At 45.8% G+C, this 24,611-nt stretch carries 22 protein-coding genes; all 22 read right to left on the minus strand.

Annotated features, from left to right (window positions below; all coding sequences use genetic code 11):
- Positions 1 to 122: 122 nt before the first annotated feature.
- The 22 genes from LVQ77_RS09460 to wcaF all read right to left on the minus strand — a co-directional run bounded on the left by LVQ77_RS09460 (position 123) and on the right by wcaF (position 24,601).
- Entirely contained in the window at positions 123 to 1,238 is a 1,116-nt protein-coding gene (locus LVQ77_RS09460) for a DUF1972 domain-containing protein (protein WP_232904301.1), read from the minus strand.
- An 84-nt stretch (positions 1,239 to 1,322) separates the two neighbouring features.
- The gene (locus LVQ77_RS09465) at positions 1,323 to 2,135 is read right to left on the minus strand and encodes a glycosyltransferase family 2 protein (RefSeq protein WP_232904302.1); all 813 of its coding nucleotides are present in this window, start codon (positions 2,133 to 2,135) and stop codon (positions 1,323 to 1,325) included.
- Positions 2,132 to 3,187, minus strand: coding sequence for an EpsG family protein (locus tag LVQ77_RS09470; protein WP_370645008.1), 1,056 nt, complete (start codon positions 3,185 to 3,187; stop codon positions 2,132 to 2,134). Before LVQ77_RS09470 ends, LVQ77_RS09465 begins: the two co-directional genes overlap by 4 nt.
- 33 nt (positions 3,188 to 3,220) lie before the next feature.
- Complete coding sequence (locus LVQ77_RS09475; RefSeq protein WP_232904303.1) at positions 3,221 to 4,057, minus strand: polysaccharide pyruvyl transferase family protein; 837 nt, start codon at positions 4,055 to 4,057, stop codon at positions 3,221 to 3,223.
- Complete coding sequence (locus LVQ77_RS09480) at positions 4,041 to 5,225, minus strand: hypothetical protein (protein WP_232904304.1); 1,185 nt, start codon at positions 5,223 to 5,225, stop codon at positions 4,041 to 4,043. Before LVQ77_RS09480 ends, LVQ77_RS09475 begins: the two co-directional genes overlap by 17 nt.
- Positions 5,226 to 5,320: 95 nt before the next feature.
- Positions 5,321 to 5,866: a dTDP-4-dehydrorhamnose 3,5-epimerase gene (gene rfbC, locus LVQ77_RS09485; RefSeq protein WP_232904305.1), complete on the minus strand. Its 546-nt coding sequence runs from the start codon at positions 5,864 to 5,866 to the stop codon at positions 5,321 to 5,323.
- A 1-nt stretch (position 5,867) separates the two neighbouring features.
- Positions 5,868 to 6,746, minus strand: coding sequence for a glucose-1-phosphate thymidylyltransferase RfbA (gene rfbA, locus LVQ77_RS09490; RefSeq protein ID WP_232904306.1), 879 nt, complete (start codon positions 6,744 to 6,746; stop codon positions 5,868 to 5,870).
- Positions 6,747 to 6,803: 57 nt separating this feature from the next.
- The gene (rfbD, locus tag LVQ77_RS09495) at positions 6,804 to 7,703 is read right to left on the minus strand and encodes a dTDP-4-dehydrorhamnose reductase (protein ID WP_232904307.1); all 900 of its coding nucleotides are present in this window, start codon (positions 7,701 to 7,703) and stop codon (positions 6,804 to 6,806) included.
- The gene (gene rfbB, locus LVQ77_RS09500) at positions 7,700 to 8,785 is read right to left on the minus strand and encodes a dTDP-glucose 4,6-dehydratase (protein ID WP_232904308.1); all 1,086 of its coding nucleotides are present in this window, start codon (positions 8,783 to 8,785) and stop codon (positions 7,700 to 7,702) included. The genes rfbD and rfbB overlap by 4 nt, the downstream gene beginning before the upstream one ends.
- A gap of 423 nt (positions 8,786 to 9,208) precedes the next feature.
- Entirely contained in the window at positions 9,209 to 10,111 is a 903-nt protein-coding gene (gene galF, locus LVQ77_RS09505; protein WP_304503000.1) for a UTP--glucose-1-phosphate uridylyltransferase GalF, read from the minus strand.
- Positions 10,112 to 10,281: 170 nt separating this feature from the next.
- Positions 10,282 to 11,709 carry a colanic acid biosynthesis protein WcaM gene (gene wcaM / locus LVQ77_RS09510; protein WP_232904310.1) on the minus strand — a complete coding sequence of 476 codons (1,428 nt, stop codon included), beginning with the start codon at positions 11,707 to 11,709 and terminating at the stop codon, positions 10,282 to 10,284.
- 29 nt (positions 11,710 to 11,738) lie between these two features.
- On the minus strand, positions 11,739 to 12,959 hold the full coding sequence (gene wcaL, locus LVQ77_RS09515; protein WP_232904311.1) for a colanic acid biosynthesis glycosyltransferase WcaL: 1,221 nt from the start codon (positions 12,957 to 12,959) through the stop codon (positions 11,739 to 11,741).
- Positions 12,956 to 14,236 carry a colanic acid biosynthesis pyruvyl transferase WcaK gene (gene wcaK / locus LVQ77_RS09520; protein WP_232865230.1) on the minus strand — a complete coding sequence of 427 codons (1,281 nt, stop codon included), beginning with the start codon at positions 14,234 to 14,236 and terminating at the stop codon, positions 12,956 to 12,958. The genes wcaL and wcaK overlap by 4 nt, the downstream gene beginning before the upstream one ends.
- Before the next feature lie 27 nt (positions 14,237 to 14,263).
- Complete coding sequence (locus tag LVQ77_RS09525; RefSeq protein ID WP_232904312.1) at positions 14,264 to 15,742, minus strand: MOP flippase family protein; 1,479 nt, start codon at positions 15,740 to 15,742, stop codon at positions 14,264 to 14,266.
- A gap of 11 nt (positions 15,743 to 15,753) precedes the next feature.
- Positions 15,754 to 17,148 carry an undecaprenyl-phosphate glucose phosphotransferase gene (wcaJ, locus tag LVQ77_RS09530; protein ID WP_232904313.1) on the minus strand — a complete coding sequence of 465 codons (1,395 nt, stop codon included), beginning with the start codon at positions 17,146 to 17,148 and terminating at the stop codon, positions 15,754 to 15,756.
- A 67-nt stretch (positions 17,149 to 17,215) separates the two neighbouring features.
- Positions 17,216 to 18,586: a colanic acid biosynthesis phosphomannomutase CpsG gene (gene cpsG, locus LVQ77_RS09535; RefSeq protein ID WP_232904314.1), complete on the minus strand. Its 1,371-nt coding sequence runs from the start codon at positions 18,584 to 18,586 to the stop codon at positions 17,216 to 17,218.
- A gap of 185 nt (positions 18,587 to 18,771) precedes the next feature.
- Complete coding sequence (gene cpsB / locus LVQ77_RS09540) at positions 18,772 to 20,217, minus strand: mannose-1-phosphate guanyltransferase (RefSeq protein WP_232904315.1); 1,446 nt, start codon at positions 20,215 to 20,217, stop codon at positions 18,772 to 18,774.
- Between the two features lie 2 nt (positions 20,218 to 20,219).
- Positions 20,220 to 21,440 (minus strand): colanic acid biosynthesis fucosyltransferase WcaI, encoded by a 1,221-nt coding sequence (gene wcaI / locus LVQ77_RS09545; RefSeq protein WP_232904316.1) that lies wholly within the window; start codon positions 21,438 to 21,440, stop codon positions 20,220 to 20,222.
- The gene (locus LVQ77_RS09550) at positions 21,437 to 21,916 is read right to left on the minus strand and encodes a GDP-mannose mannosyl hydrolase (protein WP_232904317.1); all 480 of its coding nucleotides are present in this window, start codon (positions 21,914 to 21,916) and stop codon (positions 21,437 to 21,439) included. The genes wcaI and LVQ77_RS09550 overlap by 4 nt, the downstream gene beginning before the upstream one ends.
- Positions 21,917 to 21,918: 2 nt before the next feature.
- A complete protein-coding gene (fcl, locus tag LVQ77_RS09555; RefSeq protein WP_232904318.1) occupies positions 21,919 to 22,884 on the minus strand; it encodes a GDP-L-fucose synthase in 966 nt (321 codons plus the stop codon).
- A 2-nt stretch (positions 22,885 to 22,886) separates the two neighbouring features.
- The gene (gene gmd, locus LVQ77_RS09560; RefSeq protein ID WP_232904319.1) at positions 22,887 to 24,008 is read right to left on the minus strand and encodes a GDP-mannose 4,6-dehydratase; all 1,122 of its coding nucleotides are present in this window, start codon (positions 24,006 to 24,008) and stop codon (positions 22,887 to 22,889) included.
- 53 nt (positions 24,009 to 24,061) lie between these two features.
- Complete coding sequence (gene wcaF / locus LVQ77_RS09565; protein WP_232904320.1) at positions 24,062 to 24,601, minus strand: colanic acid biosynthesis acetyltransferase WcaF; 540 nt, start codon at positions 24,599 to 24,601, stop codon at positions 24,062 to 24,064.
- Positions 24,602 to 24,611: the final 10 nt, after the last annotated feature.

Below are 24,611 nucleotides of genomic sequence, written 5' to 3' on the forward strand. Positions count from 1 at the left end.
GTGTGGTAACCGCTGCAAGTCGCGGCTTGAAATGTGGCTTAGATGTTAACTCATATACGTTGAAGGTAGAAAGCAAAAGTATTATTCTTAATTAGAAAGAGAAAACCAACTCCTACGCGAAATTAATACAATTCTTCATAAAGGCGCGTGATTTCCACCCAAGTGTATTGAGTCATAGCGATTTCTTTCATTTTTTCCGCACATTCAGCATATTTAGCAAGCGTTTTTTCATTATAAGGCTCGCTGATTAAACTCAGGAGTTCTATATCTGAATTAAAGTAATAAGCTGAATTGTTAGTTGAAAAACGATTAAAATCGCAATCAAAGGCAAAGATAGGTTTTTTAAAATGCATTGCTTCCACTAACGAAGGATTGGTGCCTCCAGCACTGTGCCCATGAATAAAGCCCAAGCATTGGCTTCTTAATTTAAATAGTATGTCAATATTATAAACAGGATCAATAAGTTCTATATTTGAATACTGACCGTATTTTTCTTTTAAATCACGCCCATAAGCACTAGCATTCCAATTACCAATTATTTTAATTTTCGCAACAGTTTTGCAAAATGCCTTAAGTATCATCATTATATTATTTTCAGGTTCAATCCTACAAACTGAAAAATAATAATCACCATTGCATTCATCTTCAACCTGGATTGCTTGCAATGCATGATCACCACCATACGCGATAACATGACTTTGTTTACCATATTCTTGGTACACATATTTTGAAATTGCTTCATTATCAGAAATGACTACATCAGAATATTTCACAGCTAATTTTTCTGAGAATTTTAGAAAAGCACGCACACCTGCCCCCCATTTGCCTCTTCGCCATTCCAAGCCATCAATATTGGTAATAATATTGCTCCGCGAAAAAAATTTAAATATTGGTAAAAACACACAACCAGAAACACCGAGAATTAAAACAGTGTCAGGCCTCTTAAATAAAGAAATGAGAAGACAAGTAATATCATATATAATACTTGAACCACCATTTGCTTTTAAAGGAATATACGTCAACTCTGCTTTCTTATATGTTTTAATTTTTATATCATAAGAACCGCTAGAACAAAAGACATGATAGTCAATATTATCGGATTTATAATCAATAAGATTTTGGACTAATGATTCAAATCCACCGTAGCATGCAGGAACACCGACAACACCCACAACACTAACCTTTTTGTTTTTGTTTTTGTTTTTGTTTTTGTTTTTGTTTTTGTTTTTGTTTAACATAATCAATGAACCTTTGGGTTTAAATTAAAAATCTGCAAAACTCAAGCATTTTATTTATTGGTTGCAATCTTGATAATAGAGTTTCTACTTTTTGATAAAGTCTCGCAAGCTATATCTTTTACGGCAAAGGTCAGATAATACCCTAAGTATCGCCACGCAATACGACATAATAAACCCAACATAGTAATTACGTCGTAAAAGGTTATTTTTTCCTTGCATCTCCCCTTTACGCATTTTAATTAAATTATTCGATATCCCCCCCATACTGCCAATTTCCCGTGGTACTATAGTGTAAATATCATCATAGTAACGAACCCTAGTTTTCTCATCAACATAGGAGAGGAAAAACGCATAGTCTTCAGAGTGTCTTAAAGTTGGGTTGAAAAGACATTTTTTATTTTTTATAACAACACTAGGTGTCACACAAGGATTCAGGAGATATAAAAACCATCTAAAGTGAAAAATTTTCCCAATAGTTTTAAACCATAGCCGTGATAACTTGTTATACTTCTCGCATCCATCAACTCCATGGTATAGGAAATCTATATCATCGTTTTTTAATATATTAATAATCCAATCTATTTTACCGGGAACAAACAGATCATCAGAATCGAGAAATGCAATATGATTAAACCGTGCACGGCGAATACCTAGATTCCTCGCTACCTGTGGACCACTATTTTTGTAATTTTTATAAATTCTGATAACAATATTATCACTATTAAATGCACTAAAAAATGACTCAGGACTAATATCAGAGCAATCATCAACTATTATAATTTCAACTACATCCTTGTCAGATGAAGTGACAGAATTCACAGCAGAAATTAGTTTATCTTTCCTGTTATACGTTGGTATGACAACTGTCACTCCAAATTTTAATTTTTTATTTTTCATGTAATATTCACAAAAGATATAGATCGCATATAAGAAGAAGCACTAAGCCAGACAATAGTAATTACTGAATTAATTAATGTAATTATTGATAGAAATAAAAATGACTGCCCATTAATTTTCTTAATTTCAGTGTAAGCTAATAACAAAAATAAGGGATAAATACCGTACACTATCCGAAATCCAAAATAAGGAACCATTGATACAATCATACAAATACATATAATATTGTTCATAGTATTTAATGATTTTAACGACCTAAATATTTCTTTTCGTAACACCCATAAAAAAACAACATAAGTAATTATTAATGTAAGAATACTAATAAGCCTTACAATAAAATCATCACTCGAATATGGTAGATATCTAAGAATAGAAGTCCGGAACCCTTCTACGCCTGGTAAGAAATCGAGGTAACTTGTAAAAAAAGCAAGATAGATACTTACGAATACTCCAGGCATGAAAATCTTGTAACTAAAGCGAGACGAAATTACTATGGCTATAATCAAAAATGATGCTTGATGGAAAAGTAATGATAGCGCCGAAAAAAACAAGAATGAAACGTATTTTTTATTTAAATAAAAACAAAATGCCAACATTAGTATTGCCAACGAAAATCCCTGCCGCATTGCATTCGTTAGCAACTCTCCACCAATGAACGAGGAAAATAATGCAATTATGTAAAGCATCTCAATTTTAAAATGCATGCAAAGATAGATCGTCAAGCCTATAATAAACAATGGCCAAATCCACATTAACCAACTTACTTCGCAATTACCAAGCATTAAAAGATTAATAAATTTGAAGATCATTAAATATGTATAATCTAACCCAATATAATTGGCTGGGAAGCGACAATAATTTGTAAATTCAGTTATATAATTTAGTGTATCTGCGCCAAATTTTTCATTTTTGAAAAAAAACAGAATAAAATATATTGAAAACACCAGTAGAGATAATACTGTATTCATCATTTTTATATTATTAGTTCTATTATCTAATAATAAATACCCAATCTGAATACACATGTAAAAGGCAAGGATAGTAATGAGCATTGGTATCTCGCAGCATCTAACTTATAACAACAGCTATATGAATTCTTTTGGAAAGGCATCCAATAGTTCTTTTTTATTTTTAATAAAATCATTACAACCACATTCATCAATTAACTTGGAAATAGAAACATTATCTTCGCTATTAATAACTAATGGATTTGGGTTTTTATTAGTTGTAGTACTATAATAATCCATGAATTTAAATTTTCCGCCTAACAACATATTACTAAATGAAAGCCACTTATTTGGAATTCCATACGTATCGGCAGCGATCAACCCATGTAAGGAAGAGGAAACAATAAATTCGCACTCATTGATTTTATCAATAAAAGGTTCTATATCATCTTGTATGTCAATTAATACACACCCTGCAGCAACTAGCTTATGTACAGCAAGGAAGTTTTTGTCTTTATAATGCGGAATAATACCGATTTTATATTTTTTTGTAATATGTGCTGCATCATAGAAGAACGGAAGTAGAACTGCAGGGTCTCCTAGAACATTTGGGCAATCAATTAAGAATTCAGTTTGCAAGCGTTCCCTTGTAAGAGTCCCTCTAACTGCTCTAATATCTAAATTAGTACTTTTTAGCGACACATCTTTTGAGATGAATCCACTTCCCCATATTAAACTTTTTTCAGATGCGCTTGATAGCACACTGCCAATTGCAAGAATATGTTTAAATTTCTTAAAATTATTTTTAACAACAATTTTTTTGGTTATTTTCCCAATGAGATATTTATTCAGTTGATCGCCCCAATTGTTATGCCTTGTGTAATAATTCACAGGAACAATATCTTTCCCAATAGAACTAAAGCGCTCTTGTATCTCGGTACTAACACTAAAAAAAGCTTCAATTAACTTTCCCATAATCACTCTCTTTTATAACAACGATTAAACTTGAAAACGCAAAGGTAAGAAAATTAGCCAACGCAATTGCTTCGACTATATAAAAATATGTTGTGCTATTTATATTTATATACAAATACGCACCTGACACAATAAGAGAAAAACCATATACTAATAAAACAACATTTAAATTATACCTCAATTTTAATATTAAAATTGGCATTCTCGACAATATAAAAAACCATTGTGCCAGCGCTAAATAAATCGAATATTTTAATACATCAATACCATTATACATCGTCAATGATAAAATATAAAGAAAAATGTAATTTACAGCAATCAATACACTCGCAACGAATGCAAACTTTAAATAAGCAACACGATTAAAAATCTTTTTATCATTATTAATATTTTTTTTCAAGAAAATGCTATCATATAAGGTTATAAGCATTGTAACAACACCAAATACATTCTGCGTAATTCTTATTTCAACCAAATCACCCGGAACTATTTTATCCTGTAACAAAATAAAAAAACCTTGATTAGTAGTCCAATAAATTATTGTAATAATAGCGAATACCATGCCACATTTAAGGGAATCTTTTATAGCGTGAAATACATTGTTTTTTTCAGCCATTAGCTGACATTTTCTATTCTTTACAGTTATAGCTATTACCACAATAATTAATGGCATTAGCTTGGCACCAGCATAATAATAAATGTAAAAATCTGAACTAAGGGGTGCGTAACCAGCATACGTAAATATCATTGTGATACAAAACAACACAACAGTAGTCATCGATGACAAGAATGACATCAATGACAGTTCATAGTAATAGCAATAACGTTTTAAAAACTCAGAAACTATACCAACTGTGAATAGCAGAATTATCTGAGGAGATTGCAGAATGAAAAAAATCAGGACTAACGTTATTATATAAAAAAAACCAAACAAAGCCATCCAATATTCAATGTTTTGTTTTTTATATTTTAACAGTAAATACTGAGTAGTAAAACACGAACAAAATAACACGCATACTAGGGCTGTAGATTGAGCTAGTACTACCGTCGCCATATCAATCTTTGATAACAATACACCACCGAGTGCAATAAATAGAAATATCAAACCAGAGTCCATTACTTGGTCAAAGGTAAATAAAACACTCTGATTTTTGAAATCAACTTTCATTTTTACTACCTAATAATTATTAGATCATGGTTATAATGTTAACCACAAACTAAAATCCCATTCAAAGTACGCACTCATTTTTCTCTCATTTCTGTTTAAAAAACAAATGTATTCAATAAAGTTGGCAACTGCGAATCTTTATTCGACAAACTCGGTTCATTGTTAACGTTCCAATTAATCCTGATAGTTGGATCATTCCAAATAATTCCACGATCACTCGCTGGATGGTAATAATTTGTCGTTTTATATACAAATTCAGCGCTATCACTTAATACCAAGAATCCATGGGCAAATCCTACAGGGATCCAAAGCTGACGTTTATTCTCCGCGGAAAGGTTTACACCTACCCATTTACCAAAAGTCGGCGACTCTTTTCGAATATCGACAGCAACATCAAAAACCTCACCAGCTACGCAACGCACTAATTTTCCCTGAGCATAAGGCGCTAACTGGTAGTGAAGTCCCCGTAATACTCCCTTTGATGACTTAGAATGGTTATCCTGTACAAAATTCACTTTATAGCCAACTGCTTCTTCAAATACTTTTTGACTGAAACTTTCAAAGAAAAACCCACGGTCATCACCAAAAACTTTTGGTTCAAAGATTAATACTTCCGGGATATCTGTTTTTATAACATTCATATTAATAACCTTTGACCATCTTCAGTAGATATTTGCCATAATCATTTTTTGATAGAGGGGCTGCTAATTTTTTGATTTGCTCAGCATCAATAAAACCTTTACGGAACGCAATCTCTTCAGGACAAGCAACTTTTAGCCCCTGACGTAATTCAATCGTCTGAATGAAATTACTTGCTTCGATAAGACTTTGATGAGTACCGGTATCCAACCAAGCATAGCCGCGCCCCATCATAGCTACGGACATACGGCCCTGCTCCATATAGATACGGTTTATATCAGTAATCTCTAATTCACCACGAGGAGAAGGCTTTAGACTTTTGGCCATTTCAACTACGCTATTATCATAAAAATACAAACCAGTTACCGCATAATTACTTTTTGGCTCTAGTGGTTTTTCTTCCAGCGATATGGCTTTGCCGTCTTTATCAAATTCAACCACACCATAACGCTCTGGGTCATGTACGTGATAGGCAAATACGGTAGCTCCAGACTCCTTCGCTACTGCACTTTCAAGTTGTTTCTGAAGATCATGTCCGTAGAAAATATTATCGCCAAGTACCAGTGCACAATCATCCTCACCAATAAACTCTTCTCCAATGATAAATGCTTGTGCCAAGCCATCTGGGCTTTCCTGCACTTTATATTGCAGATTCAGTCCCCACTGAGACCCGTCACCAAGTAACTGCTGAAAACGGGGAGTATCCTGCGGAGTGCTGATAATCAAAATATCGCGAATACCGGCGAGCATTAAGGTGCTCAGCGGGTAATAAATCATTGGCTTGTCATAAATTGGCAGTAGTTGTTTACTTACTGCCATCGTTACAGGATATAAACGCGTACCAGAACCACCAGCAAGAATAATACCTTTACGTGAAGTCATTTTAATATTCCATTAATTTAAGTGGCTCGTATTCAGGCCACTGATAAAGCGTGATTATTATGCGTTCGCAGAAGCAAAGATTTCGGCCAACATTCGTTTAACACCAAATTCCCATGAAGGTAATATTAAATCAAATGTCTGCTGGAATTTCTTAGTATCAAGACGCGAATTTTGAGGGCGAAGCGCAGGAGTAGGATAAGCGCTAGTTGGAACCGGATTAATTTTATTTACTGCCAGTACCACACCTGCGATCTTAGCTTCAGCAAAGACCAAATTCGCGTATTCAAACCATGTTGTGGCACCTGATGCGACCAGATGGTATAGGCCTGCAACTTCTGGTTTACGCATTGCAGTTATTATCGCATGAGCAGTGCAATCAGCTAGCAACTCAGCACCTGTAGGTGCACCAAACTGATCGTTAATGATGGAAAGCTCTTCACGTTCCTTTGCAAGTCGCAGCATAGTTTTTGCGAAGTTATTACCCTTTCCGGCATATACCCAGCTAGTGCGGAAAATGAGGTGTTTCGAGCAATTTTGCTGCACCGCAATTTCACCAGCAAGTTTCGTTTCACCGTAAGTATTTAACGGAGCTGTTACGTCCGTCTCGACCCAAGGTTTCTTACCGTCACCGGGGAAAACATAATCGGTGGAATAATGAATAAGCCACGCGTTAAGTTTCTCAGCTTCTTTAGCTATCGCCTCAACGCTAGTCGCATTCAGCAATTGGGCAAAATCGCGTTCGCTCTCAGCCTTGTCCACCGCAGTATGGGCAGCAGCATTGACAATAACATCAGGCTTCACGCGACGAACAGTTTCAGCAACACCTTCTGGATTGCTGAAGTCACCGCAATATTCAGTCGAATGAACATCAACTGCGATAACATTGCCCAATGGAGCCAGCGAGCGCTGTAATTCCCAACCTACCTGCCCTGTTTTACCGAAGAGTAAAATATTCATTTACGTTCACCGTAATTTTGCTCAATCCAGGATTTATAGGCGCCGCTTTTAATATTGTCGACCCACTGCTGGTTGGTCAAATACCATTCAACCGTTTTACGAATACCACTTTCAAATGTTTCTTGTGGTTTCCAATTCAAATCGTGGCTAATTTTGCTGGCGTCAATTGCATAACGACGGTCATGGCCTGGACGGTCAGCAACATAGGTGATTTGTTCACGGTAAGAGGTATTTTTTGCAACCAGTTCATCCAGCAAGTCACAAATTGTCAGTACGACATCGAGGTTTTTCTTCTCATTGTGACCACCAATGTTGTAAGTCTCCCCCAAAGAACCTTGTGTAACCACTGTGTAAAGAGCACGAGCATGATCTTCCACATACAGCCAATCACGGATCTGATCGCCTTTACCATAAACAGGCAGACTCTTACCTTCAAGTGCATTTAAAATCACTAATGGGATCAGTTTTTCCGGGAAGTGATATGGACCGTAGTTATTTGAACAGTTAGTCACAATGCAAGGCAGACCGTAGGTCCGCTGCCATGCGCGTACTAAATGGTCGCTGGACGCTTTAGACGCTGAATAAGGGCTGCTTGGGGCATAAGATGTTGTTTCGGTAAATAGCGGAAGTTCTACTCCAACGGGGCACTCATCAGGATGCGGCAAATCTCCATATACTTCATCAGTAGAAATATGGTGGAAACGGAAATTGACTTTGTCTTCTGCACTAAGTTGCGACCAATATGCACGAGCAGCTTCAAGCATTGTATAAGTGCCAACAATATTGGTTTCAATAAATTCAGCAGGTCCTGTAATAGAACGGTCAACGTGGCTTTCCGCTGCCAAATGCATCACTGAATCAGGCTGGTGTTCGACAAAGATTTTGTCCAGTGCATTTCTATCGCAAATATCGGCTTGAACAAAAGCGTAACGTTCACTACCAGAGACCTTTGCCAATGATTCAAGGTTACCTGCATAGGTTAATTTATCGACATTAATCACGCTGTCTTGGGTGTTATTTATAATATGACGAACGACAGCAGAACCAATAAAGCCGGCACCACCAGTAACAAGAATTTTCACGGAAGCAATCTCTCTTTAATCTTGTAGTGATTTTCTTCGATAAATGAATATCGGACGTTTGAATTAATTGAGGTAATAATGGGTAATACAAAAGGGGAATAATTTTCACCAGCCATGCTACCGCCCCTGGCTTAACAGCTACCAGAACACTAAACACTTAGCGCATAGAACAATTCCCTGTGCTATGTCGGTTATATTTTACGAAACATTCGAATGAACAAGACGTTACTGAGTCAGTAGCTTGTATGGTAGCTATCCTCTCTTGCTCATTCGAATATCCTGCCATCAACAGCAAACATACTTTGTAACATGCAACTCAAAAAAAACGGCAACCAGTCTCAGTAACGTTTCAACTAAGAAACCTCACCGCCACTATTGATTGCCGTTCTGCATCAAATGCTCACCACCATTGTTCTAAAACTCTTAGCGAGCCAGCAGCTTCTGAATGCTGTCCCTGAACTTCTGGCCTTCTTTATGGTTACGCAGACCATATTGTACAAATGCCTGCATATAGCCCATTTTCTTGCCACAGTCGTAGCTTTCACCGGTCATCAATGCAACTTCTACCGCTTGCTTTTTATTAAGTGCAGCGATGGCATCGGTAAGCTGGATACGGCCCCAGGCTCCCGGCTCGGTTTTCTCGAGTTCAGCCCAGATATCAGCTGACAGAACATAGCGCCCTACCGCGGCCAGATCTGAATCCAGTGTTTGTGGTTCATCTGGTTTCTCTACAAACTCGACAATGCGGCCAATCTGCCCATCATTTTCTAGCGGTTCTTCCGTTGTGATAACTGAGTACTCAGACAAATCAACGTTAGGCATGTGTTTAGCCAGAACCTGGCTGCGCCCTGTCTCTCTGAAACGCTCAACAATAGCAGCTAAATTATAACGCAATGGGTCAGCACTTGCGCCATCAAGGATAACGTCAGGCAATACGACAACAAATGGATTGTCGCCAACAATCGGGCGGGCACACAAAATGGAGTGACCAAGGCCTAGCGGTTGAGCCTGACGTACGTTCATAATCGTCACGCCCGGAGGGCAGATTGACTGAACCTCAGCGAGCAACTGGCGCTTAACACGCTGCTCAAGTAGAGCTTCAAGTTCATAAGATGTGTCGAAGTGGTTTTCAACAGCATTCTTGGATGAATGCGTTACCAGTACGATTTCCTTGATACCAGCAGCTACGATCTCGTCGACGATATATTGGATCATCGGTTTATCGACGATCGGTAACATCTCTTTTGGAATAGCTTTTGTTGCGGGCAACATATGCATGCCCAAGCCTGCTACCGGAATAACTGCTTTCAAATTAATCATATTCAAGCCCACCTCAAAATGGTTGGGGGATTATAGTCTTTTCGTGCGCTGATGCCAGCATGAATTGATCCCCATAATTAGTACTTCATCTTAACGTTCTCAATAAAGTACGCAAAACCAAAACCTTGATTTATGCATTGCAAAAGCTCGGAAAACTCGCAATGTGATTTGACAATCTACTTAGTCGCTACCGGCAGCACAAAATTCAACCCGCTCGTGTTCACGTGCTGATGGTCAACCCGGTCGATGTCCACCGAACTCTGCCCCTTCTCATTTACGGCACGCACGTTGGCCAGCGACAGGAGCGTATCACCCTTAGCCATAAAGCGGCCTCGCACGTCTTTGCGCAGGTCGAAGTTAAGCTTCAACGCAGGTCCAGTTTCAGCGTACTGCATGACGTCAACGTTGCGCAGAAACAAGTGTTGCGGCTTGTTATGCAACTCAAGCGTTGCACGCTTTAGCGCCACATTGGTGATGGCAACAAACGACGTCGCGTTACCCGAAGAAATCTGTATTCCGCGGCTTTTATACTGCATGTGAGTATTATCAAGCGCTATATCGTTTAGTTTAAAATTTTGCGGAATAGATAAATACTTACCCTTGATCACACCATAACCAATAAGAAACCCCGCACTCTCTTTCATATCGATATTATCAATCACGAAATTATCACAGCCATAAATCGCTATTGTGGCGTTATCAATTCCCGCTTTCTGGCTGAAAGTATGATTAATGTTGCGGGCTTTAATATTACGAATAACAAAGTGTTTACCATTTTCAACATGTATTAACTGCCTACAGTTACTACCTGTGATATTCGCCACCACAAAATTCTTTACCGCCTGGTCTTCCGGGTACTCGTTGTCGTAAGTACTACCCGCAAGCCCAATCCCAATGCCCCAGTTGATCTTCCCATTGGTGCAGTCAATATTTTCAATCACATGGTCAGAGATAAGCAGGTTATGGTCGTTGATAGCAACATTCCATTCGATAGCATCCCCTTGCAGGCGGCTAAAATGCCCGTTGGTGATCTTCACGTTCTCCATACGATTATGGAAACCCTGGCGCAAAATCGCGTAGTTCGCATCGTGCACCGTAATCTGGTCAATCACCAGGTTGCGCATGGTGCGCTTCTCTTTACCGCCAATGTAAATTTGCGTGACCGGCACAAAACCGCTCATATTAATGCCTTTGATAGTGCAATCAGAACCACGCACATCGAGGGTGATATTGTTAAATCGCCCGCCCTTCTCACCCAGAATCTGGCAGCTATCCTGCAGTACAAAACGCCCTTTGCCATTGCCCTTTAAACCACCAGCGACATGCAAGGTTTTGCCTTCAGGCATAAAAATGGCAGTATTGATGTTGTCGCAGACCAAATCAGCAGGTACGGATACGATATCAGCGGCTGAGAATGCTTGTTTGAAGGCGGCAATCCAGTCACCGCGATAGAATTTTTGCACGTTGACCTCGTTTTTGAGTCCTGTGGCAAACACGGTGCGAGGTAAAATGAATGGCACCGCAGCCAGTACTGAACTGGCTTTAAGTAATTTGCGGCGGGAGGAGGAAAACGAAGGGTGAGTCGATTCAAATCTTTTGCGCATACATCCTCGTGAGGTTTCACTCGGTGGGTTTACAGCGTTTGTAGCTGACGGGCTAATTCTCGGTAGATAACTTTCTGGTTAAATTCAGTTTCAACTTTCGCGCGAGCAAGGCTGAGCATCGGTTTCAGCTCATTGGCTTCGATGTTGCCGAATGCCTGCAAAGTATCCGCTAGTGCTGGCGCATCTTTTTCTGGCACCAGCCAACCGGAACGACCCGCGTCTATGAGTTCAGGAATACCGCTATGTACGGTGGAAATAACCGGAATACCCACCGCCATCGCCTCCATTAGCGCCACCGGAATACCTTCCATATCGCCATCTTCACCGGTTATCGACGGCAGTAAGAACACATCGGCTTCATCGAGCATCGCTTTCACTTCATGGTTCGGCTTAAAGCCCGGCATAAATACCACGTCATCAAGCTGATTTTGTTCGATAAGCGTACGCAGGCGCGTTTCCCACGGACCAATACCGAGGATGTTGTAACGGAACTTCACACCGCGTTCTTTGAGCAGCAGGCAGGCTTCAATTGCAACATGCAGACCTTTCTTCTCAGTCAATCGTGCTACCGAAATAATCTCCAGTGTTTTGGCCGGAGCTTTCACGCTACGCTGCGAAAACCGCTCCATATCCACGCCCATACGCGAAACGGTAATCTTGTTGGCCGGGCAGCCCATTTTTTGCAAACGCCCCGCCCATAAATTACTTATCGGCAGCATCAAATCGCCACGCGTAAAGAGTTTTTGATATTCCGGTGTGTAGTGCGCAAGTGCCTCGCGCCCTGAAATATCAATGCCGTGGAACACCGTGGCAATTTTGCCTTTAATCAGCCCCAGTTCGCGCAGTTTGGCCGCCGTCACCCCCGCTGGGCCGAAGTGGGCGATAAATACATCTGCCTGTACGGTTTGCGGGTTACGACCACAAATAGAGGAGAGGATCAGGTTGCGCGCCTCTTCGCCATAGCGCTTCGAATTTAGCGCGCGCCAGGTCTGCGGGCGAAGTGCGCCACGCAGAGTATTCAGGGCACGTGATTGCAGTTTTGCTGCCTTCCCCGAAGGCTCGTCCATCAGCCAGGTGGTTTTCGCCGCCAGATCGTACTCTTTGAATGCCGAGTGCGTGTTGGTCAAATCCCCCTTCTGGATGGCGACAATTTCCACCTCATAACCCATATCGATAAATGCGGTTATCTGGTTGAGCACAAAGGTCTCGGATGCCACTGGGAATTTGAGTAGGAAGAAGCCAACTTTCATTTTTCCCCCTTAACACGCTTCAATACAGATTCCACCATATGCAAACCATCTTCACGTTCGGCGCGCACCGCATGAGCCAGGCGTTCTTTGATTGCTGGTAATTGCCCCAGCACATCCGCCACCACACTCTGTAAAGATCCATTCAGCAACTGGCGAATTTCAATCGCCATTTCCGGCATGCCAAGCTGTTTCATGATGCCTGCGGATTTGTGTTCATAGTTGATGGCAATCGCAGGTGTACCGAAGTTCATCGAGATGATGGCAGAATGCAGGCGCGTGCCAACCGTCAGTTCGCATTCGCCGAGAATCTTGCCCATCTCAAGGTCATTAAGCTCATCCATCACCACATGGTATTGCTCAGGGTCATTAACATACTGGCGCAGGTTGAGCGCCACCATGCGGTCGTCTTTGTTGTAGCTGTCGATACCTGTACAGGTCGACAATGCCAGCACCTGGTAACCCTGCTCAATGACACGATTCACCACTGAGGCGAATGCTTGTTCATAGGCTTGCTGCGTGGTGCCAAGGCGTTTGTCGAAAGGTGCCAGTTCACGCAGCGTAATAGCGACGGTCTTCTTGCGCTTGATGGTTTCCAGCCAATGCTGCACCGCATAGCTCGGCACAAAGCTGTCATTGTGATGATCGACAAGCCAGGCGGTATCGACGCCCTGCTCCACTTTGCTGCTGTCAATGTTGCTTTGTTTCATCAAGTCGAGACTGACGGACTCACGCAAAATCAGCGACTCGGCATTACCGAAAACATAACTCGCCAGGTGATTAAACTGCGGGTCCTGGAATGGCCCAACGCTGTGGCCAATCATGTACACCGGCTTTTTGGCCATAAAGCTACACAGCGCATGCTCAAACTGAGAAACGCCATATAAATCGACAAAGAAAGAGCCGCCGACCTGAATAATCGCGTCATATTTTTGCAGCGATTTCACAAAATCAATAAAACCCTGTGGGATGGAGATATTGCGCAGGCGCCCGTTGTCAGTGGCTTTCGCCAGCAAAACCTGGTGTTGATACTTGCGGCGCAGCACTTTCTTTACCCGCCCCATCAGCCCAACCGCGTTGTTGTGCTGCTTCATCTGCTTATACAAGCCGTCACCCATAACCGGGCGGCCCAGCAGCCAGGCGGAACTCACCGGATAACGGCTCATCACATCAACCTGCACGGTGTCATCAATGGTGGTAATCGCATCGATCAGTCCGCGCAAAATGGCGCTGTCACCGCGGTTGCCGCAAGTGTGGTTGCCAAGAATCAATAATTTCATATAAATCAGACCTCTTATTAAGGGGTTTTAGCTTGCGCGAAGCAGTGTTTTTAAACGGTCGTTACGGCAGAACTGGCGCTTCATCTCAACCACCAGCGCATTACGGGAAAGCACCAGCATGACGATAAAGGCCAATGCGCCTGCCGCGATTTGTACGCCCACCAGCAAGCCGAGCGCGAGATGGCCTTTCAGGGCAATTCCCAGCGCACTGCTCACCAAAATGGTTGGAATTGAAAGGTAAAACGGTAGCCAGATGCTCTGAATGTACTGGCGGTAACTGGACCCCAGCACTGGCTTAATCATGATGAAATAGCTCAGAACGGTGTTCACCACCTGCACGAACAGGAAGCCGAGCGTCACGCCCAGTGCACCAGCAAGATGGCCGCCGACAATAATCGCCGGGATAAACAAGCAGGTTTTGAAAACGTTGAACTTAAAGCTGATATCCACTCGCGCTTTTGCCATCAGTAATGACCCAATCGGGTTACCGATGGAGCGCAGCAGCCCCACCACGCACAGCAGTTGCAATATTGGGGTAATAAACTGCCACTTTTCACCAAATACCAGTGGCACAAAATTGTTCGATACCACCAGCAGACCGAGCAGCGCGGGGAAGTTGATAATTCCGACAATCGACAGCAACTTGTAGAAATTGAGGCGTAACTTGTCGGTATCGTCCTGAATCTTGGCAAATGCCGGGAACAGCACGCGGGTGATAATTGGGTTTAGCTTCATTGGTGGCACCACCGCCACGTTATAAGCGAGGTTGTAGCCCCCGGCGATGCTCGCCCCAAGAATACGCGCCAGCACCAGCGTTGAAAGGTTGGTATTAACGTAATTGATAATGCTGTCTGCAGTCAGCCACGCGCCAAACTTGAGGTTCGAGCCAACGGACTTCAGCGAAAAATGCAGGCCGGGGCGGTAAATCTTGCGGCCGAAGAAGCCAAACAGAGAGGTACGCACCACGGTGTTGACCAGGTAGCCGACGATGGCGGTCATGGCGAACGGGTAATACATCGCCGCCCCCACGGTGACGGTAAAGCCCGCCATTACGGAGACTGTTTCAATCGAGCCAATTTTTGAAAACTCGAGTTCCTTTTGCATGAGCGCGCGGAACTGCTGGCCGTGGGGAATGACAATAAAAGCAAACGACAGCGTTTTAATCAGTGGCGCGAGCTTCGGTGCATGCAGCACCGAGGCAATCACATCGCTGAGCAAAAACACCAGCGCAAACACCACTAAGCCAAGGCCGACGTTCAACCAGTACAACGTGGTGAGTTCAAGATGGCTGATCTCTTTGCGCTGGATAATCGAGTTGGCAATACCAAAATCCGACAGCGTATCGGCCAGCGCGATAATCACCAGCGAGATGGTCAGCAGACCAAACTCGTGGTTGTCGACAATGCGTGCCAGCACCGTCATCTGCACCAGGCCCAGGCTAATAATAATTACCGTAGCGATGGCGGACCATTTCGCGCCGCTGATGGTTTTTTCTCTCAGGCTCATTAAAGACTCACTTAATACGCAGCTTTATTAACAAAGCCTTTGAAGATGGTCAGAAAGACGATTTTGATGTCAAACCACAGGCTCCATTCGCGGATATATTCCAGGTCAAACTCAACACGCTTTTCCATTTTTTCCAGCGTGTCAGTTTCGCCGCGCCAGCCGTTGATTTGTGCCCAGCCGGTAATGCCGGGTTTCACTTTGTGGCGCAGCATGTAGCCTTCAATCAGCAAGCGATATTGTTCGTTATGCGCAACCGCATGGGGGCGAGGACCGACAATCGACATTTCTCCCATCAGCACATTAATAAACTGCGGCAGTTCATCCAGCGACGTGCGGCGCAGGAAATTCCCCACCGGCGTAATACGCTTGTCACCTTTGGTGGCCTGAGTCACGACGGCATCGTTTTCCATCACTTTCATGGAGCGGAATTTCCATACTTTGATTGGTTTTCCATCCATGCCGTAACGCGTCTGGCGGAAGATAACCGGGCCCGGCGAGGTCAGTTTTACCGCAGCACTAATGCACAGCAGTACCGGAGAAATAAACAGCAGGATCATCGCCGACAACACGATATCTTCGAGGCGTTTCAGAATCCGGTTAATACCGTTTAGTGGGGTAGCAAACAGCGGTACAACCGGCACACCGTTAACCTCTTCAGTGCGGGAGTTAAGAATATTGAAGGTGAAGACATCGGGGATTAGCATCACCGAACAGGTGGTGTCCGTGAGTTCGCGGACCAGAGTTTTAATCTGCGCTTCTTCACTCATCGCCATGGCGATATAGATATTGTCGATTTGCCCTGCACGCGCTTGTTCAACCAGGTCCGCAAAAGAGCCGGCATAATCACCGTGTGGGGATTCAGGCTGCTGATCGTCATAAACCCCGGTGACATCAAAGCCTAACCACGGTTCGTTACGGAAACTTTCGGCAAGCGTGTAACCCACCGGCAGTGAACCCGCGATAGCAATACGACGTGTGTTGTAGCCCATATTGCGCAACCAACCGGCACCGAAGCGAATAAACGAACGGCACATCACCATGCCGAAACTGGTCAACACATACCAGGCCAGATACACCCAGAAAGAGCCATCAAAGTCAGGGTTAAACGCCAGTAATCCGGCACTAAAAATCAGACTTAGTGTCCAGTTTTGCAACAGCAGCATCAGTTCGCTGGAAATTCTCACTCCACGCCAGGAGCGATAAAAATCGGTCATTCCGCCAATCATCTGGAAGACCACGAGGGCGAGTAACGCCATCAGCAAATGCATATACAAAAACGGTAACGCGTTAACCTGACACACTACCCATAACCCAATAAACATGATGGTTATGTCAGAAAAACGTTGCACCATAGAGATTAACGATGCGTTCGTTTTTGGCAGCTCGCGCTTTTTTAGGTTTGTCATCGTTTTACCTTTATTAAAAGGGTGACGGATCCCCTTTCCTGCCTCAGGAGATTTCCGTCCCCACAGATCACTGATTCAACAGTTCCATAATTTCCTGCGTTCGCGCCTGCATCAGCTGCTCGTTGCTACGCGACTCCACATTCAGGCGCACCACCGGTTCGGTATTTGAACTGCGCAGGTTAAAACGCCAGTCGGCAAACGCCATGCTCACGCCGTCGGTGTGGTCCACTTCCTCAGCGTGTGGCGCAAAGTGCTGCTGCACACGCGCAATCGCGACTTTCGGGTCCGCCAGCTTGCTGTTGATTTCCCCGCTCGCCGGCCATGCCGCCATACGGTCACGCACCAGTTCACCCAGGGTTTTACCTTTCAGGCACAGCAGCTCGGTCACCAGCAGCCACGGGATCATCCCGCTGTCGCAGTAAGCAAAATCACGGAAATAGTGGTGGGCGCTCATTTCGCCGCCGTAAATGGCGTCTTCCTGGCGCATACGCTCTTTGATAAATGCATGGCCGGTTTTCGACATCACCGGCGTGCCGCCTGCGCGCTCCACGATATCCACCGTGTTCCACGACAGACGCGGGTCGTGAATAATCTTCGCCCCTGGTTGTTTTTCGAGGAAAGCCGCCGCCAGCAGACCAACGATGTAATAGCCCTCGATGAACTGCCCTTTCTCGTCAAACAAGAAGCAGCGGTCAAAATCACCGTCAAAGGCGATGCCCATCTCCGCGCCGTGTTCAATCACCGCGTTGCGGGTGTCGTCGCGGCACTCCGGCAGCAGCGGGTTCGGGATACCGTTCGGGAAGTTGCCGTCAGGCTGGTTGTGCACTTTGATAAATGTCAGCGGGACATTGAGTGCCTTAAAACGGGCTTCGATAGCGTCCACAATCGGGCCTGCCGCACCGTTACCGGAGTTAATCACCAGCTTCAGGGGTTTGATATTTGCCACGTTGATGTACGAGAACAGGTGGTCGATGTACGCCTCAACCACCGAAATCTTCTGGTAGCTACCGCGTTTTGCCATGTCCACCGGAGGGAAGTCATTTGCTTCTGCCAGGCGCTGCACATCACGCAGGCCAGTGTCGCCGCTAATCGGGCGAGCCCCTTCGCGCACCAGCTTCATACCGTTGTAGTCCATCGGGTTATGGCTGGCGGTCACTTCAATGCCGCCGTCCACGTCCAGATGCCAGGTGGCAAAATAGATTTCTTCGGTACCGGACAGGCCGATATCCAGCACGTCCACACCCGCATCCTGCAACCCTTTTGCCAGCGCCAGCTTGAGCGCTTCGCTGGTCAGGCGCACATCGCCGCCCAGTACAATAGTTTTCGGTTTCAGGTACTCGCCATAAGCGCGGCCAATACGTTCAGCGATCTCTTCATTCAGCTCTTCGCCCAGCTTGCCGCGAATGTCGTAAGCTTTAAAACAGGTCAATTCAGTCATGTTTTACCTCTTTTCAGGCAACAGTCAGCCCTCTCCAGTACGGAGATAACTTTTTCTAAAATGTATAACCATTAGATTTCGCGTTGCAGGAAGGCGGCAACTGCGTGCATCGCAGGGAGCTTAGTTAACTAAGTGACCGGTGTGCGCAAAGGAAGCCAACGCATCTGCAGCGTGAAATATGATGGTTAGATGCGTCCGTAGCGATCCTCGAAACGCACAATGTCGTCTTCTTCGAGGTAAGTGCCGGAACGCACTTCAATCAGGTCGAGCGGGATTTTTCCGGGGTTTTCCAGGCAGTGGGTGACGCCCAGGGGAATGTAGATGGACTCGTTTTCGCCGAGCAGTTTCACTTCTTCACCCAGCGTCACTTTTGCGGTGCCCGCTACAACAATCCAGTGTTCGGCGCGGTGATGGTGCATCTGCAAAGACAGACCCTCGCCCGGTTTCACGGTGATGCGTTTCACCTGGTAGCGTTCTCCTTCGTCGATGGAGTCGTACTTGCCCCACGGGCGATACACTTCGCGGTGGTTGTGGTGTTCGTGGCGGCCATCGAATTTGATCTGCTCAACCACTTTCTTCACGCTTTGCACGTGGTCGCGGTCGGCAATCAGCACCGCATCTTTGGTCTGCACAACAATCAGATCTTTCACGCCAACGGTGGTGACCAGGCCAGATTCGGCATAGATGTAACTGTTCTCGGTAGAGTGGCTGATCACATCGCCGTGATGCACATTGCCCTGCTGGTTTTTGGTGCTGATTTCCCAAAGAGAAGACCATGAACCGACATCGCTCCAGCCCGCATCCATCGGCACAACTACCGCATCAGCAGTTTTTTCCATCACCGCGTAGTCAATAGACTCGTCAGGACATGCCAGGAATGCAGCTTCATCAACGCGCACAAAATCGAGATCCGGGTCGATGTTCGCCATCGCCTTTTCGCAGGCGCTGAGAATATCCGGGCGGAATTTTTTTAACTCTTCGAGGTAGCGCCCGGCGCGGAACAAGAACATGCCGCTGTTCCAGTAATATTCGCCACTGGCGACGTATGCCTGCGCGGTGGCGATATCCGGCTTTTCGACAAACTGCGCCACACCAAACGCAATCGCATCCACATCAGGTGCATTCGGGTTTATCACTTCGCCACGGCGAATGTAGCCATAGCCGGTTTCTGGCAAGTCAGGAACGATGCCAAAGGTGACCAGTTTCCCGGCTTCTGCATACGGCAGCGCATTACGTACTGCGTTTCGGAATGCATCTTCGTCCTGGATAACGTGGTCGGCGGCGAGGATCAACATCAGCGGATCGGTATCTGACTGGTTGCGAATCGCGGCCAATGCCGCCAGCGCGATCGCCGGTGCGGTATTGCGCCCGGCAGGCTCCAGCACAATATTTTCCGTCAGCTTGTTCAGCTCACGCAGTTGTTCGGCGACGATAAAACGGTGTTCTTCATTGCAAATTACCACCGGGCTTTCGCACTCGACGCCGTTTAAGCGGCTAACGGTAGTTTGCAGCATCGTCAGTTCGCCTTTCAGGCACAGGAACTGTTTCGGGTAAAGCACGCGGGACAACGGCCACAAGCGGCTACCGTTTCCTCCAGCCATGATGACCGGATAGAGTCTGGAATTAGTCATAATTAACCCTGAATGTCCGCAATAAATTGATTCAACACGCTGTTTTTCTCGAGCGTGCGCTCGGCATATTCACATGCCACGATGTTATGTTCCGGCAGTTGCAGGCAGCGCTGAATGCCATCAGCCAGAGCATCAACCGACTCCGGCTCAACACACACCGCGATACCGGAAAATGCGTCGCAAAGCTGGCCTAGCTCGGTGTCCGCTTCTGCGGTAATCACCGCATTGCCGCCCACCGCAAGAATGTTGGTCAGTTTTGATGGCAAAACGGCATCAGCCGCACCACGGCGCTGAATCACCAAATGGCAATCAGCAATCTTAAGCAACGCTGGCAGCACGTCGTAAGGCTGTAACGGATGGAACACCACGTTGTGCAGCCCTTTGTCCTGCGCCAGTTTTTGCAGCCGAGCTTTGCCGCCGCCCTGCCCGACAATCACGAATACATACGGCTGGAGGGCAAAACGCTCCGCCACTTCAATTACCGTTTCCAGCCCCTGTTTTTCGCCGATATTGCCGGAATAGAGGATGATTTTTTTATCAGCAGGCAATTGCAGGCTGTCACGAACCGCAAGGATTTCTTCACGGGAAATACCGCGGAAACGCTCTACTTCAGACCAGTTCGGGAAGAAGATCACTTTCTTCGGATCAACACCCTTTTCAGCCGCTTTATTCATCATCGAACGGGAAATTGTCGAAACATTGTCGACGTTGTGCAGGCCGCTTTGCTCAAAACGGCTGGCCAGACGGGCCACTTTGCCCTGCTTCTTACCTGCCATTCCGAGGCCAAGCATGGCGTCGACTTCATAATCTTGAATGTGAAGCAACGTGCGCGCCCCGCTAAGTTTTGCGAGCAGACGCATGCCCGGCACACAAAACAGCGTCGGCACCACACCGATAATGCGGTCCGGCTTCCAGCGACGTTGCGCCAGCAGCGGAAATAAAGAACTCAGTGCAAAGCTGCCCAAATGAATCAGGCGCTTTATCGTTGAAGGCTGCTTTGGTACATACAGCGGGCAGCGCCAGACGGTAGCGGCACCCACTTCTTTCTTGTACTTCCAGGCGGAATAATCGGGATGGACTTCCCAAACCGGATAGTAAGGTGGTGCGGTAATAACACGCACCTCATGGCCCTGGCGTGTCATCCATTCAACCATTTCGCCGGTATATTTGCCGATGCCCGTCAGCTCCGGTGAGTAGTTAATGCCGTAGACCAGGATTTTCATAATCCGATAACCTTATCTGCCTTGTCGGTCAGAAAATAAGCCCGACTGTTGTCGTGCACATCGTCGCGGACCAACAATTCTTCAGGCGTTAACCACTGATAATCACTATGCTGCGCGTCGGGCAATTGCAGTTTTTCGGCATCCACGCGCAGACGGAACCCCAGCACGATGTAGTGCGTGGAAAATTCAGGACCTGAGAAATTGTCGTCATAGAAGTGCTGCCACACGCCGTAGAACTCACCGTCCTGCAACGTGAACGGCGTGCCTAATTCAGCTTCGGTTAAGCGTGCAAAAGCCCGCTCCAGCGTTTCGTCCTTCTGTACCCGGCCACCCGGCACGAACCAAAAGTTCTGCGCCGGGCGCTGAGTGCGCTGCCCCAACAGGAACTCTCCAGCCTGATTTTCAACGATCAGATCGATTGAGATCAGCGGTGTGGAGCGGACAACGGTTGAGAAGTCTTCAGCACTCAGAAACATATTTACCCCCGGAACCGTTGCTGGTTTTCGAGGAACCACTGGTAGGTGCTGGCAAGGCCAGGCTCCAGGGTGATTTCCGGGTACCAGCCCAGGCGGCGCAGGCGGGTAACATCCAGCAGTTTGCGCGGCGTGCCATCAGGTTTAGTGGCATCAAACACCACACGGCCACGGTAGCCCGTAACTTTGGCGATGGTTTGCGCCAGTTCGCGAATGGTGCAATCCACACCGGTACCGACGTTGATGTGCGAAAGCATCGGTTCGGTATGTTCCTGCCACACTTCGCTGGCCATTTCCATAATGTGAATGCTGGCTGCCGCCATATCGTCAACGTGCAGGAATTCGCGCATTGGCGTGCCGCTACCCCACACCACCACATCCGGCGAGTTTTGCTGCGTCGCTTCGTGGAAACGGCGCAGTAACGCAGGGATCACATGCGAGTTACTTGGGTGGAAGTTATCATTCGGCCCATACAAATTAGTTGGCATCACCGAACGATAATCGCGACCGTACTGACGGTTATACGACTCGCACAGTTTGATTCCGGCGATTTTCGCAATCGCATACGGTTCGTTAGTCGCTTCAAGCGTGCCTTGCAGCAGCTCGCTTTCCGCCATCGGCTGGTTAGCCATTTTCGGGTAAATGCACGAAGAACCGAGGAACAGCAATTTGTTCACATTGTGCGTGTGCGCGCTGTGAATAATGTTGCTCTCGATAATCAGGTTTTCGTAGATGAAGTCGGCCGGATAAGTATTGTTAGCAACAATTCCGCCCACTTTTGCCGCGGCCAGGTAAACCTGGTCAATGTGCTGCTCGGCAAAAAATGCATTAACCGCCGCACCATCCAACAGGTTGAGTTCGTCGCGGCTACGCAGCACCAGTTCGATATCAGCGCGTTGTTCAAGCTGACGGACAATGGCCGAACCGACCATCCCCCGATGGCCGGCAACAAAGATACGGTGTTTATTCATGCTCAGGACTCCAGCGCGATGGCAACCTCGTAACCGTGGGACTTAAGCAACGAGTGTTTTTTCGCCGCTTCCAGATCTTTAGCCACCATCTCGCCAACCATCTCTTTGAGCGTGATTTCTGGTTTCCAGCCCAGTTTTTCGTGTGCTTTAGTTGGGTCGCCCAACAGGGTTTCCACTTCAGCAGGACGGAAGTAACGCGGGTCAACAGAGACAATCACATCGCCTGGTTTCACGCCCGGCGCATCGTGGCCCGTGACAGAAACAACAATGCCCTTCTCGTCAACGCCGGTGCCTTCAAAGCGCAGTTTGATGCCCAGTTGTGCCGCTGACATTTCCACGAACTGACGCACGGAATACTGCACGCCGGTGGCAATTACGAAATCTTCTGGCGTCTCTTGTTGCAGCATCATCCACTGCATTTTCACGTAGTCTTTGGCATGGCCCCAGTCACGCAGGGAATCCATGTTGCCCAGATACAGGCATTTTTCCAGGCCCTGAGAAATGTTGGCGATAGCGCGGGTAATTTTGCGGGTCACGAAGGTTTCGCCACGGCGTGGGGATTCGTGGTTAAACAAAATCCCGTTACAGGCAAACATGCCGTAGGATTCGCGGTAGTTTACGGTGATCCAGTAGGCGTAAAGTTTGGCAACCGCATACGGGGAGCGCGGGTAGAAAGGCGTGGTTTCTTTCTGCGGCGTTTCCTGCACCAGGCCGTACAGCTCAGAAGTCGACGCCTGGTAGAAACGGGTTTTCTTCTCAAGGCCTAAGAAGCGAATCGCTTCCAGCAGGCGCAAAGTGCCCATCGCATCCACGTCGGCGGTGTATTCCGGCGATTCGAAAGAAACCGCAACGTGGCTCATGGCGCCAAGGTTATACACTTCGTCCGGCTGCACTTCTTGCAAGATACGAGTCAGGTTTGAGCTGTCCGTCAGATCGCCGTAGTGCAGATGGAATTTTGGATTGCTGGTGTGCGGATCCTGATAAATATGATCAACACGTTCGGTGTTGAAGGAAGAGGCACGGCGCTTAATACCATGAACTTCATAACCTTTTTCCAGCAGCAGTTCCGCCAGATAGGAGCCGTCTTGCCCGGTTACACCCGTGATGAGAGCTACTTTAGTCATAATAATTCCTATGATTGAAGATTAAATTAAGAGCTTTGCTTTAAATAAAGCGCTCACGCTCGATCGCGTATTTTTACTGCTGGGTTACCCCGGCAAACGGCATTCGCCGGTAATGATTTATAAATGCTGCTACGCGCACCTACGACGGTGCCATTTCCAATATTCACGCCTGGTGAAACAAATACATCTGTTGCCAGCCAGCACTTCTCACCGATAACAATTGGTGAAGCGGTAATATCAAAATGCTTACTCATATAATCGTGGCTACCGGTGCACAAATAACACTTTTGTGACACCACAGAATTCGCCCCTATCGTGATATCACCCAGCGTATATAACACTGCGTCATCGCCTACCCAGGCATAATCGCCCAGCGTTAATTTCCATGGGTAAGTAATTTTCACTGACGGACGAATCACAACACCTTTGCCAATTTGCGCGCCAAATAAACGTAATAAAAAAGCACGCCAGCGATAAAATATTTGAGGGGACCAGGCAAACAATGTTGCTTGTACCGCCCACCACAGTTGAACCTTAATAGGGTGCCCACCCCGGAAACCTTTCGGTACCGAGAAGCCATTTAATTCCTGCATAAGTTATTCC

Origin of the sequence: Buttiauxella cochleicola (assembly GCF_021282435.1) — a bacterium.
In the GTDB taxonomy this organism is placed as follows: Bacteria; Pseudomonadota; Gammaproteobacteria; order Enterobacterales; family Enterobacteriaceae; genus Buttiauxella; species Buttiauxella massiliensis.

Coding starts and splice junctions, on each gene's coding strand:
- LVQ77_RS09460 (WP_232904301.1), bottom strand. CDS start 1,238: ATGTTAAACAAAAACAAAAACAAAAACAAAAACAAAAACAAAAACAAA.
- LVQ77_RS09465 (WP_232904302.1), bottom strand. CDS start 2,135: ATGAAAAATAAAAAATTAAAATTTGGAGTGACAGTTGTCATACCAACG.
- LVQ77_RS09470 (WP_370645008.1), bottom strand. CDS start 3,187: ATGCTCATTACTATCCTTGCCTTTTACATGTGTATTCAGATTGGGTAT.
- LVQ77_RS09475 (WP_232904303.1), bottom strand. CDS start 4,057: ATGGGAAAGTTAATTGAAGCTTTTTTTAGTGTTAGTACCGAGATACAA.
- LVQ77_RS09480 (WP_232904304.1), bottom strand. CDS start 5,225: ATGAAAGTTGATTTCAAAAATCAGAGTGTTTTATTTACCTTTGACCAA.
- rfbC (WP_232904305.1), bottom strand. CDS start 5,866: ATGAATGTTATAAAAACAGATATCCCGGAAGTATTAATCTTTGAACCA.
- rfbA (WP_232904306.1), bottom strand. CDS start 6,746: ATGACTTCACGTAAAGGTATTATTCTTGCTGGTGGTTCTGGTACGCGT.
- rfbD (WP_232904307.1), bottom strand. CDS start 7,703: ATGAATATTTTACTCTTCGGTAAAACAGGGCAGGTAGGTTGGGAATTA.
- wcaM (WP_232904310.1), bottom strand. CDS start 11,709: ATGCGCAAAAGATTTGAATCGACTCACCCTTCGTTTTCCTCCTCCCGC.
- wcaL (WP_232904311.1), bottom strand. CDS start 12,959: ATGAAAGTTGGCTTCTTCCTACTCAAATTCCCAGTGGCATCCGAGACC.
- wcaK (WP_232865230.1), bottom strand. CDS start 14,236: ATGAAATTATTGATTCTTGGCAACCACACTTGCGGCAACCGCGGTGAC.
- LVQ77_RS09525 (WP_232904312.1), bottom strand. CDS start 15,742: ATGAGCCTGAGAGAAAAAACCATCAGCGGCGCGAAATGGTCCGCCATC.
- wcaJ (WP_232904313.1), bottom strand. CDS start 17,148: ATGACAAACCTAAAAAAGCGCGAGCTGCCAAAAACGAACGCATCGTTA.
- cpsG (WP_232904314.1), bottom strand. CDS start 18,586: ATGACTGAATTGACCTGTTTTAAAGCTTACGACATTCGCGGCAAGCTG.
- cpsB (WP_232904315.1), bottom strand. CDS start 20,217: ATGACTAATTCCAGACTCTATCCGGTCATCATGGCTGGAGGAAACGGT.
- wcaI (WP_232904316.1), bottom strand. CDS start 21,440: ATGAAAATCCTGGTCTACGGCATTAACTACTCACCGGAGCTGACGGGC.
- LVQ77_RS09550 (WP_232904317.1), bottom strand. CDS start 21,916: ATGTTTCTGAGTGCTGAAGACTTCTCAACCGTTGTCCGCTCCACACCG.
- fcl (WP_232904318.1), bottom strand. CDS start 22,884: ATGAATAAACACCGTATCTTTGTTGCCGGCCATCGGGGGATGGTCGGT.
- gmd (WP_232904319.1), bottom strand. CDS start 24,008: ATGACTAAAGTAGCTCTCATCACGGGTGTAACCGGGCAAGACGGCTCC.
- wcaF (WP_232904320.1), bottom strand. CDS start 24,601: ATGCAGGAATTAAATGGCTTCTCGGTACCGAAAGGTTTCCGGGGTGGG.